The organism is Massilia sp. HP4, from assembly GCF_005222695.1.
Classification (GTDB): Bacteria; Pseudomonadota; Gammaproteobacteria; order Burkholderiales; family Burkholderiaceae_D; genus Telluria.
The window spans coordinates 1-12,163 of sequence record NZ_STGG01000074.1 but is presented as its reverse complement, the minus strand read 5'-3'; the positions used below and the strand labels follow the sequence as shown (position 1 = coordinate 12,163).

7 protein-coding genes are annotated in these 12,163 nt (G+C 67.5%); 1 reads left to right on the top strand and 6 read right to left on the bottom strand.

What is annotated here, in order from left to right; genetic code table 11:
* Positions 1-164: 164 nt before the first annotated feature.
* From cphA to E8M83_RS25310, 5 genes are all read right to left on the bottom strand, one after another.
* The gene (gene cphA / locus E8M83_RS25330; protein WP_137176127.1) at positions 165-2,798 is read right to left on the bottom strand and encodes a cyanophycin synthetase; all 2,634 of its coding nucleotides are present in this window, start codon (positions 2,796-2,798) and stop codon (positions 165-167) included.
* A 92-nt stretch (positions 2,799-2,890) separates the two neighbouring features.
* Positions 2,891-4,354 (bottom strand): iron-containing redox enzyme family protein, encoded by a 1,464-nt coding sequence (locus tag E8M83_RS25325; RefSeq protein WP_137176126.1) that lies wholly within the window; start codon positions 4,352-4,354, stop codon positions 2,891-2,893.
* Positions 4,355-4,494: 140 nt separating this feature from the next.
* Positions 4,495-6,273 (bottom strand): thiamine pyrophosphate-requiring protein, encoded by a 1,779-nt coding sequence (locus E8M83_RS25320; protein WP_137176125.1) that lies wholly within the window; start codon positions 6,271-6,273, stop codon positions 4,495-4,497.
* Positions 6,274-6,372: 99 nt separating this feature from the next.
* Complete coding sequence (locus E8M83_RS25315; RefSeq protein ID WP_137176124.1) at positions 6,373-6,987, bottom strand: isochorismatase family protein; 615 nt, start codon at positions 6,985-6,987, stop codon at positions 6,373-6,375.
* Between the two features lie 130 nt (positions 6,988-7,117).
* A complete protein-coding gene (locus E8M83_RS25310; protein WP_137176123.1) occupies positions 7,118-8,515 on the bottom strand; it encodes an amino acid permease in 1,398 nt (465 codons plus the stop codon).
* Positions 8,516-8,901: 386 nt separating this feature from the next.
* Between E8M83_RS25310 and E8M83_RS25305 the strand changes: the two genes are divergently transcribed.
* Positions 8,902-10,914 (top strand): GGDEF domain-containing protein, encoded by a 2,013-nt coding sequence (locus tag E8M83_RS25305; protein WP_229491919.1) that lies wholly within the window; start codon positions 8,902-8,904, stop codon positions 10,912-10,914.
* Positions 10,915-10,936: 22 nt separating this feature from the next.
* On the opposite strand, the gene E8M83_RS25300 is transcribed toward E8M83_RS25305, so the two are convergent.
* Positions 10,937-12,163 (bottom strand): ATP-binding protein (locus E8M83_RS25300; RefSeq protein WP_137176122.1); only part of this gene is annotated, 1,227 nt, incomplete at its 5' end.

Genomic DNA, 12,163 nt, shown 5'->3' with positions numbered 1-12,163 from the left:
TCAGCGTCGAATTGTTTGACAACTTTTATGGATGTGTCTGCAATTCGACGCCGACCATGGGTGTAAGCGAAGAAATTGGCCAATAAATCGACTCCGACCCTCTTTAATTGACGAGCGAATTTGGGAAATTGCCCAATAATTTTACTCTGACCCTCATTGTGCGGTTAGGTAGTTTGGGCGGCGATCAGGTCGGCGCTTTCGGGGTCGGTGCCGCGGATGGCGTCGACGAAGACTTGCAGCGAAGAGCCGCAGGCAAAGACCAGGACGTCACCCGGCTCGCACAGGCTCAGGCCCAGGCGGATCGCGTTGCCGACTTCGAGCTCGCGGTGCAGCGTGTCGGAGAGGCCGACGGCTTCTTCGGCGCCACCCAAGATCAGGTCGACTGCCTCGCCGGCGGCGCGGCCGCGGCTTTGGGATTCGTAGACGACCAATTCGTCGAAGCGGGCGCCGCACACTTTTCCTACCTCGCGCAAGTCGGCGTCGCGGCGGTCTCCCGGCGCCGTGACGATGCCCACCAGCTGGCCGGGGAGCATGCCGCGGGCCATGTCGGCCATGGCGGCGTAGGCAGCGGGATTGTGGGCGTAGTCGACGATCACCGTCACGCCACGTATGTCGAACATATTCGTGCGCAGCGGGTTGGTGCGCCCGTTAGAGACGAAAGTCGACAGGCCGGCGGCGATCTGCAGGTGGCTGAAGTCGGACGCCATCAGCGCCGCAGCCGCGGCCAACGCGTTGGCGATATTGAAGCGGGCCAGGCCGCCGAAGGCGACCGGCATGCTTTCGACCTTGATCACGGCCTGTTGTATCTGGCCGTCGGCAATCACCACCGCATTGTCTTGCAGGTAGGCGCCGCGGCCGCCGTCTTCCAGGTGCTTGAGCAGCACCGGGTTTTCGGCGTCCATCGAGAAGAACAGTACTTCGGCGCCCGGCTTCACGCGGCGCGCCATCTGCACGCACAGCGCGTCCTCGGCGTTGAGCACCACCGCCTTCGCGGCCGACTGCGCCACCACCGCCTTCACCTGCGCCAGGTCCTCGACCGTGTCGACGCCGTCCAGGCCCAGGTGGTCGGCCGCGATGTTCAGCACCACCGCCACATCGCAGCGGTCGAAGGCCAGGCCACGCTTCAATATGCCTCCGCGCGCCGTCTCCAGCACTGCGATCTCGACTTCCGGCGCGTGCAGCACGGTGCGCGCCGACCAGTAGCCGGTACAGTCGCCCTTCACCACTTGCTTGCCGTCGATGAAGACGCCCTCGGTCGTCGTCACGCCGGTCACCCTACCCGCCATGCGCGCCGCGTGCGCGACCAGCAAGGTGGTGGTGGTCTTGCCGTTGGTGCCGGTGAGCGCGATCACAGGGATGCGGCCGTCGGATGCGCCCATCAGGCCGTCGACGATCGCCTCGCCGGCGTCGCGCGCTTCTCCCTGGCTCGGGTACTGGTGCATGCGGATGCCGGGGGCGGCATTGACTTCGATGACGGCGCCGCGCTGCGCCGCCAGCGGTTGCGCGATGTCCTCGCACACGATGTCGATGCCGGCCACGTCCAGGCCGATCTTGGCGGCGGCGCGAATGCACAGCAGGCGGGTCGAATCGGGCAGCAGGTCGGTCACGTCCTCGGCGGTGCCGCCGGTCGACAGGTTGGCGTTGCCGCGCAATTCGGCCACGGCGCCGCTCGGGGGCACGCTGTCGAATTCATAGCCCTGGCGCGACAGCATGTCGGCGGCGTGGTCGTCGAGCGCGATCCGGGTCAGGATGGTCGCGTGGCCGGCGCCGCGCGCCGGGTTGGCGTTCTCGATCTCGACCAGCTCGCGGATGGTCTTGACGCCATCGCCGACCACGTGGGCTGGACGGCGGCGCGAGGCGGCGGCCACGCGCCCGCCAGCCACCAGCACACGATAATCAAAACCCTTCACGTGACGTTCGACGATGATCCGACGGCCATACTGGCGCGCGAAATCGAAGGCGCGCGCCACGTCGTCGGGTGTATTGCAATCGACCGTCACGCCCTTGCCCTGGTTGCCGTCCAGCGGCTTGAGGGTCACGGGCCCATTCAGCCGGCGCGCCACGCGCTGGGCCGATTCAACGGTGGTGACCACATCGCCTTCCGGCACCGGCACGCCGGCTTCTTTCAGCAGGGCCTTGGTCAGCTGCTTGTCGCTGGCGATCTTGACCGCGATGAAGCTGGTGTCGCCGGTGGTCGTGGCCTGCAGCCGCTTTTGCTTGACGCCCCAGCCGAGCAGGAACAGGTTGGCTTCGTCGGTGATGCGCTGCACCGGGACGCCGCGCTCCAGCGCCGCGTCGATGACCGAGGCGGTGCTGGTGCCGATCGCATAGCGCGAAACGATGCCGCGCAATTCTTCCAGGCGCGGCGCGAGTCCGAAGCCCTCGCCGCGCGCCAGCGCGCCGACCAGGTCGAGCGCCAGGTCGAAGGCCGGCTCGGCCAGTTTCTCGCACTGGTAGGCGCAGACGATCCTGAACTGGCCAGGATGGCCGTTCACCGGCCGCGTGCGCCCGAAGGCAGCGGGCGCGCCGGCCAGGGTTTGCAGTTCGAGCATCACGTGTTCGATCACGCGGCCGAGATACGTGCCTTCATGCAGGCGCTGGGCGAAGCCGCCGGGCTGGCCGGCCGGCAGGCGCTCGCCATGCAGCGACGGCAGCAGTTCGAGCAGCGCGTGGTTGAAGCCCGGCAGGTCCCTGGTGGACTTGCCGTATAAATCCTGCAGGTCGACCACCGACAGCAGGCATGGCGAATCGGCGTGGACGTTCGGTCCGCGCAGGAAGCGTTGTTCGAGGATTTGCACGTGTGATTCCCTTGTAATAGTCGTTATCTTGTAGCCACGGCCGGCATGCGCTCTCTATCGCGTACCGGCCGTCATCGCACTGTGCAGGCGGTTCAGGCGTCGAACAGTTGCGTGTACATGCGGGTGGCCATCAGGCCCACCGCCGTATGGTGGTTCTCGGGCGACAGCAGGCGGCCCAGCATCTGCATCGCTTCCTGCTTGCCGCTGGTGGCGGCCACCTGCTGCTCGAGCAGGCGCAGTTCATTGCCGGCGTCCGCATCGTCCAGGTTCGGGTGACGGCGGATCAGGCCGCGCACCGGGAAGGCATTGCCCCGTTCCGTCCCCTGGCCCAGCTGGTCGAGGGTGCGCTGGCGCGCGCGCGCCGTCAGCACGCGCTGGGCGCTGGCCGGCTTGCCGTCGGCGGTCGAGGTGATCCAGTCGCGCAGCACCTGCAATTCGTAGGCGTTGAACACGCCGAACATCTCGGCCCGTTCGCCTTCGACCAGGCGCCAGAAGCGGCTATGCTCGACATCCTCGCCGCGCTTGATCCAGCCGGCCCCTTCGAGCGCGGCCAGGAAGGCCGGGATCTGCGCCGGATCGGCCAGCCAGTCGTTGACCGAGCGGCCCGCGACGCGGCAGTAGTCCGAGTGCATGTTCTTGCCCACGCCGCTCTTGGCGGCCAGGATGCCGACCAGTTCGCACTGCAGGTCGAATTCGCCGATCACCGAGGTGGTGCTGGCGCCCAGCTCATTGAGGCGGTAGCCGTCGACCACGCGCTGCCAGAAGGCCTCGCGGTCGCCGACCTTGGGCATCAGGTCGTGCACCGCCTGCACCGCCTTGCGCGCATGGCCGCTGGCGGCGTTATCGACCGTGACGTGCAAGGTGAAATAATACGGGTCGATGCCCAGCTCATTGAGCTCATAGGACGTGATCAACAGGTGCAGCGGCAGCTGCTCGTAGCCGAGGTTGTAGCCGATGACTTCGGGCAGGAAGTGTTCGGCGTGATGGCCCAGCGCCAGTTGCAGCGCGCCTTGCAGGAAGTGGTCGTCGCCCAGGTCTTCCCAGCTCTCGCAACCGTGGGTGGCCAGCAGCTTGCGGTACAAGGTCACGTGGTTCTTGTCGGGCAAGCCGTCGCCCAGTTCTTCGAGATAGGTCTTGATCAGGGGATGGAAGGCGACGTCGTCCCACTGGCGGGTCAGGCCGTACAGCCAGGCGCCGTCGACCAGCTTGGTCGGGGCCACGCCCTTGATGAAATACAGCGCGTGCGCGCGGCAGCTGAAATAGCGGCGCGGCGCGCCGTTCTTGCGCGCGGCGAGGTAGTCGCGGTACTGCTGGCCGACGATGTCGGTGCGCTGTTCGATCCAGGCCTGGAGCTGGTCCAGGCTTGAAGGCAGGTCGGACGGCAGCTCGCGCGCGACCGCCATCTGCGCGCTCACGAAGTCACGGGCCTGGCCAGGCATCGCTGACGGATCGGCGTACAGCGAAAAGTACACGTTCTTCGCGCCCTCTGCGGTGGCAAGGGGGGCGGCCTCGACGCGCGGCGCGTCGGCTTCCAACATTGGTGTCATGTCTCGCATCGTGAAGTGTCCTATGGACGATTACCGACATTATCCAAGCTGGGCACTGTTGCGAGAATCGGTAGGCGCGCTGCGAGTATGTAAGATACGGATTACAAAATAGACATCCCGCAGCGCGGCATTCGATGATCAATTCGCCATCATCGCGCAGAAGCCTCGTCGCCTTGCTGGCGCATGCCCCGCTCGACGTCCGCCGCCTCCGGATCGCCCTTCCGGTTCGCCTCCCTGATTTTCCCGGCCTGGGCGTCGACGATATGCGGCGGGAACGGCGGAATGTTCGGATCGGCCAGCACTTCGAGCACGAACGGCCGGCCGGCGGCCAGCGCCCGATCCCAGGCCGGCCCAAGCTGCTCCGGATCTTCGACCCGCAGCCCGTCCAGGCCGAGCATGCGCGCATACTCGGCATACGAGAAATCGGGCAGCTCCTGCGACGGCGCGTACTTCGGCTCGCCCTGCATGCCGCGCTGTTCCCAGGTCACGAAGTTCAGGTCGCGGTTGTTCAGCACCAGCACCACCAGGGTCGGATTGGCCCAGTCGCGCCAGTGGCGCGCGATCGTGATCAGGCCGTTCATGCCGTTCATCTGCATGGCGCCGTCGCCGGCCAGGGCGATCACCGGCCGCCCCGGATGCGCCATCTTGGCCGCCATCGCGTACGGCACCGCGGACCCCATGGTCGCCAGGCCGCCGGACAGCGAGGCCATCATCCCGCGCCGCAGGCGCAGGTGCAGCGCATACCAGGCCGATACGGAACCCGAGTCGCCAGTGATGATCACGTCCCCTGGCAGGCGTGGCGACAGCTCGCTGAAGGCGCGCTGCGGATTGATGGGCTTGCCCGGCAGGCGCGCCCGCTCGTCCAGCACGCGCCAGCTCTCGGCCACGTTCTCCACGATGCGCGCGCGCCAGCTGCGGTCTTCCTTGCGCTTCAAGAGCGGGATCAGGGCGCCCAGGGTGGCGCGCGCGTCCCCGGCCAGGTTGACGTCCATCGGATAGCGCAGGCCGAGCATGGTGGCGTCGACGTCGATCTGCACCGCGCGCGCAGCGCCCTCCTGCGGCAGGAATTCGGCATACGGGAAGCTCGAGCCGACCATCAGCAAGGTGTCGCACTCTTTCATCATCGCGTCGCTGGCCTGGGTGCCGATCATGCCGATGGTGCCGGTGCAGAACGGCAGGTCGTCCGGCACCACGGCCTTGCCCAGCAAGGCCTTGGCGATGCCGGCGCCGAGCAGCTCGGCCACCTCGACCAGCTCGTCGAGTGCGCCACTGGCTCCGGCGCCGGCCAGGATTGCGACCTTGCCCCCGGCATTGAGCAGGTCGGCCGCCGCGTGCAGGGCCTCGGGCGGCGGCACGGCCGCCTCGAGCGCCGCGCCGACACCGGAAAACGTGCTGCCGTGTTCGCGCGGCGGCGTGGGCACCGCGTCTTCTTCCTGCAGGTCGTTCGGGATGATGATGCAGGTCACGCAGCGCCGCGCCAGGGCGATGCGCACGGCGCGGTCGACCAGGTGGCGCAGCTGGGCCGGATCGGTCGCCATCTGCACGAACTCTCCCGCCACGTCCTTGAACAAGGTGACCAGGTCGACCTCTTGCTGGTAGTGGGCGCCGAGGGCGGAGCGCTGCTGCTGGCCGACGATGGCGACCACCGGCTGGTGATCGAGCTTGGCGTCGTACAGGCCATTGAGCAGGTGGATGGCGCCGGGGCCGGACGTCGCCAGGCAGACCCCGACTTCGTTCGTGAACTTGGCGTGGCCGCAGGCCATGAAGGCCGACATTTCCTCGTGCCGGCCCTGGACGAATTCGATCGCGTCCTGGCGGCCGAATGCTGCCAGGATGCCGTTGATGCCATCGCCCGGATAGCCGTAAACGCGGTGCACGCCCCATTGCCCGAGCCGCTCGAGCAGGAAATCCCCTACGGTGCTGGTCATGCCGGTGTCCTTTCGCAAAGATGGAAAGGCGACTCTAGGACGATGCCCGCGGGCCGACCGTGCGCCAGCGTCCATAGGGACGCAATCGCCGGCCGCGCGCTACAAGCGGGCGCCGAGCCCCACGTCGGCCACCAGGCCGCGCTCCGACAGCCGCACGGGGACGGCCCCGGCGCCCAGCATACGGGTCATGGCATGGTCGCCGTCGCCCGCCCTGACATCCACCGCGCGCATGGCGTCGGCCACGATCAGGATCTCGAAGTCGGCCAGGCCATCGAGCACGGTATTGAGCACGCAGTAGTCGGTGGCCAGGCCGCACACGGCAAGGCGGCGGATGCCGCGCTCGCGCATGGCCTGCGCCAGCCCGGTGCCGCTGAAGGCGGAATAGGCGTCGACGTCGACGGTATCGGCCTTGGAGACCACGATGACGTCGTCCGGCAAATCCAGCTCGGAGGAAAAGCCGGCGCCCGCGGTCCCGGCCACGCAATGCGGCGGCCATGGCCCGCCCTGGGCGACGAAGGAGCAATGGGTGTCGGGATGCCAGTCGCGCGAAGCATAGACCGGCAAGGACTGCGCCTGGTACAGCGCGGTCAGGCGATTGATCGGGGCGATCACCTGGTCGCCGTGCGGCACGCCGAGGCTGCCGCCGGGAAGAAAGTCGACCTGCAGGTCGACGATCAGGAGGGCATCGCCCTGGCCGAGCACGATGGCGCTCATGAGACATCTCCGCTTCAAGGACGCACACGCTGCGTCGAAGATGGCAGATTAACATGAAGCGCCCGCGCTGGCCGGGCGCCGGCGCGGCAGGCCGCAATGGTCTGCCGCGCCGAAGTCTTGCTGAGAGAGCTTACTGCGGCTTGTTCAGCAGCGAACGCTGGCGGGCATAGCCGAAGTAGACGACGGCGCCGATCGCCAGCCAGATCGCGAACGCCAGCCAGGTATGCCAGCTCAGGAACGACATCAGGACCAGGCAGAACACGATCGCCAGGCCAGGGATGAACGGCACGCCAGGGCAGCGGAAGGCGCGTGGCAGGTCCGGGCGCTTCTTGCGCAGCACGATGACGGCGATCGACACCAGGGTGAAGGCGGCCAGGGTGCCGATGTTGACCAGTTCGGCCAGCACGTTCAGCGGCACCACGGCGGCGATCAGGCCGAAGATGATGCCCACCAGCCAGGTAGCGAAGAACGGGGTACCGTATTTCGGGTGCACGGTCGACAGCTTGGCCGGCAGCAGGCCGTCGCGCGACATGGCGAACAGGATGCGGGTCTGGCCGTAGGCCATCACCAGGATCACGGTGCTCATGCCGAGGATGGCGGCCAGGTCGACGAAGCCGGCGACCCAGTTCTCGCCCGCCACTTGCAGGGCCAGCGAGACCGGGTGGTCGACGCCCCTGAAGTCCAGGTGCGGCACGATGCCGGTCATGATCGCGGCGACCACGACGTACAGGATGGTGCAGACCACCAGCGACCCGATGATGCCGATCGGCAGGTCGCGCTTCGGATTCTTGACTTCCTCGGCGGCCGAGGTCACGGCGTCGAAGCCGATGAAGGCGAAGAACACCAGTGCGGCGGCGCTCATCACGCCGCCCATGCCGTATGGCATGAACGGTTCCCAGTTTTCAGGACGGACGTGGCCGACACCGACGGCGATGAACAACAGCACGACGCCGGTCTTGATGATGACCATGACGTTGTTGACGCGCGCCGATTCGCGCATGCCGAGCGACAGCATGCCAGTCAGGGCGATCATGATCAGGAAGGCCGGCAGGTTGAACAGGGTGTCGACGCCGGGACGGGCGCCCGGGGCGGCCGACAGGGCGTCCGGCAGCACCAGGCCGAAGCCGGACATCAGCGACTGGAAATAGCCGGACCAGCCGACCGCGACGGTCGAGGTGGCCAGGCCGTACTCGAGCAGCAGGTCCCAGCCGATCATCCAGGCGACGAATTCGCCCAGGGTGGCGTAGCTATAGGTATAGATCGAGCCGGCGACGGGCACGGTCGAGGCGAACTCGGCGTAACAGAGAGCGGCGAAGCAGCAGGCCATGGCGGCCACGATGAAGGAGAGGGTCAGTGCGGGACCGGCGGTGACGGCGCCCGTGCCGGTCAGCACGAAAATGCCGGTGCCGACGATCGCGCCAATACCGAGCAGGATCAGGTCGGTCGGGCCGAGCACCTTCTTGAGTCCGCCCGGCTTGGCGCTGGCGGCCAGCATGGCATCCAGATTCTTGGTTCTAAAAATACTCACTACGTGTTCTCCAATCAAATAATAGTGTGGTCCCGCGTCTTGTCATTGCGCCGCGCCCGCAGGTCGTGCGGGCACGCACTCGAGATCCTGCCTGTTGGGCCGGCATGCCTGACTTGAAACCGCTGTTGCTGCACCTGCAAACCGTCAAATTTTGCAGACGTGCAAATATAACCAGAATGCTGTTGCGAATCAAAGCAAACTGACGAATCTTCTGCAATTTACGTGCCGGGAGGCAATTCCTCCCCCGGACGATACCGGCGTTGCGTAAACATCGCAGTCCGGCTTGCTTCGCTTGATTTCCACAAATCAACATTCGATAATGGTCTGCACTACTCACGGGCGCTCATTCCCGGCTCGTCCTGCCCACCGATACCGCTATTCCCACCATGACAACGATGCACGGACGCCCGACCGGATCCAGGCCGCCATTGGCGATCGGCCTGCTGCTGGTCGCCCTCGCCGGCCCGGCTGTCGCGGCCCAGCAGTTGGAGGCGCGCCTCGGCGAGATCGCCGCCATGGCGGAGCGGAACAATGCACAGGCGCGCACCATCCTGGTGCATGAAGGGCCCACGCTGATCGCCGGGGCGCCGTATGCGGTGCGCATCCATTACCTGCGCCTGCTGCGCCGGGTGCAGGCCGATGCGGGGAACTTCCGCGATGCCTATGATACGAACGAGCTTATCATCGGCTTGGCCGAGGCCGAGGGCGATCCGCTCAATATCGCGCTGGCCAGTCTCGCGCGCGTGCTGCGCTTGATCGACAATAACGACCCGGCCGGGGCGCTCGGGCAACTCGCGACGCTCGGCGCCCGCTATCGCGACCTCGACAGCCGCGAATTCGATGCCGGCATCGAAGCGCTGCACGGCATGGCCTATAGCGCGGTCGGCCAGTACGACCGCTCATTGCACCATTTCCTGCGCGCGCTCGACATCGTCGACCGCCATCCCACGCTGTGGAGTCCGCGCGAAGCGGATATCCGGCTGGCGCTGGCGCGCATGTACGTCAATTCGCGCGATCCGGCGCGGGCGCTCGATACCCTGCGCGAGGTGCGCGCCGGCCACCGACACCTGCCGCCGCGCCTTGAAGCCGCCGCGTATTTCTACGAGGGCCGGGCGCTGGTGGCCCAGGACGAGATCGAACCCGCCCTGCTCGCCTTCAGCCGGGCGCTCGAGCTGGCCCATGCCCACGAACTGATTTCGATCGAAGCCAATGTGCTGGGCAATATTGCCAACGCCCACCTGAAGGCGCGCCGCTACCCGCAGGCCGAGCAGGCGGCGCGGGCCGCGCTGGCGCCGGCGCAGCGCAGCGAAGACCGGATCAGCCTGCAGATGGCAAAGGCCAATCTCGGCTTTGCCATGTTCGGCCAGGGCCGCCAGCGCGAGGGAATGGCGCATGTCGATGCCGTGATCGCCGAGATGCGCAGGGCCGGCGCGATGTCGACCGTGGGCCGCCTGCTGGCCGAGAAGAGCCAGGCGCTCGAAGACGCCGGGCGCTTTCGCGAGGCGCTGGCCACGACGCGCGAGCGCGAGAATGTGATGCGCGACCTCGCGCTGAACGACCGCAACAAGGCAATCTCGGCGCTGCAAGAGCAGTTCAAGGCACGCGAGCGCGCGGCCCAGATCGATACGCTGCGCCAGGAAAACACGGTCAAGGACGCCGAGCTGCGCCACCGCGGCCTGGTACAGACGGCCGCCTCGCTGGGAGCGGCGCTGGCGCTCTTCCTGTGCGCCGGGGTCTTGTGGCTGTACCGCAAATCGGTGCGTACCGGGCGCCGCCTGGCCGAACTGAACGACGAGCTGGCCTACCGCTCGGCCCACGATCCGCTGACCGGCCTGTTCAACCGGCGCTCGTTCCAGGACCGCATGCGTAGCCGCACCGGAGAGGCGGCGCCGCGCCTGGGGTCGGCCGATTGCTTCACCCTGCTCGACATCGACCACTTCAAGCGCATCAACGACGAATACGGCCATGCGGCGGGCGACGCCGTGCTGGTCGAGGTCGGCCGGCGGCTGCGCACCGCGATGCGCGAATCGGACATGGTGCTGCGCTGGGGGGGTGAGGAATTCCTGGTGTACTCGCAGGGCGTCAGCCAGGAGCAGCGGCCGCTGCTGGTGCAGCGCATCCTGGATGCGATCGCCGCCACGCCGGTGGTACTGGAAGACGGGGCCGAACTCGCGATCAGTGCCACGGCCGGCGCGGTGTCGCTGCCGTTTGCACAGGAGGCAGGCGACGGGCAGGAGCCGGCGCCGCAGCCGGACTGGGAACAGGCGATCGCGCTGGCCGACCGGGCGCTGTACAAGGGCAAGGAAGCCGGACGCAATCGTGGGTATATCGTGGCGGGCCTGCGGCGGCAGGAAGGTGGCCTCGAGCTGGATCTGGTGCTTCCCGGCGCCGCCACCTGAACCGGCGCCAGCATGGGCGCCGTCAGAGCGAACGCAACAGATTGCGACGGGTGACGATCGCCGCGACCGTCTGCAGCAAGGTCGCCGGCGCCACCGGCTTGGCCAGGAATTCGTCGAAACCGGCCTCGAGTGCGCGCTGCTGGTCTTCGCGCCGCGAGAACGCGGTGAGCGCGATCGCCGGCACGCCGGCTGCTTCGCGGTCGGGCATGTCCCGCACCCGGCGGATCAGCTCGAAACCATCGACCAGCGGCATGCCGATATCGCTGATGATGAGGTCGGGCCGGCGCAGCTCGACCAGGCGCAGCGCCTCGCGCGCCCCGGTAGCGGTGAGGATGGTGGCGTCGCTGGCGGCCAGCACCTGCTGCACCAGTTCCAGTGAATCGAGCTCGTCGTCGATCACCAGCACCGTCATGCCGGACAGTTCGGGGGGCGCAAGCAGCAGCCCGGCGACGGGTTCGGGCCGCGTCGCCGTCAGGGCCCCGTGCGCGGCCAGCGGCAGGTGCAAGGTGAAGGTAGCGCCACGACCCGCGCCGCGGCTGGCGACGCTGATCGTGCCGCCCTGCAGCTCGACCAATTGACGGGCGATCGCCAAGCCCAGCCCGAGCCCGCCATGGCGGCGCGCCGACGAGGAATCGGCCTGCCGGAAGCGGTCGAACACATAGGGCAGGAATTCGGGCGCGATGCCGGCGCCAGTGTCGGCCACGTCGATCGCCACCGCCCGGTCGCCGGGCTCGCCGTCCTCGCCCGCCTTGCCTTCCATGCGCAGGGTGACCGTGACCACGCCGCCCGGCTCGGTAAACTTGACAGCGTTCGACAGCAGGTTGGACAGCACCTGCTGCATGCGCGCCATGTCGCCGCGCACTGGGCCGGCGCCATGGTCGATGCTGGCATTCAGGCCGACGCTGCGCGCCATCGCGGCCGGGCGCGCCGTCTCGAGCGCGGCGTTGACGAAATCCTGCGGCTGGATCGGACCGGCTTCGATCCGCACCTTGCCCGCCAGCAGGCGGCTCATGTCGAGCATATCTTCGATCAGTTGCGATTGGGCGCGCGCATTGCGCTCGATGGTCTCCAGGCCGCGGCGCAGCATGGCGCCGTCGCGTTGGCCCTGCAACAGCAGTTGCGACCAGCCGAGCATGGCATTGAGCGGCGTGCGCAACTCGTGCGACAGCGTGGCCAGGAATTCGTCTTTCATCTGGCTGACGTTCTCGGCCTCGACCCGCGCGCGCTGCTCGTCCAGGAACAGTTGCTG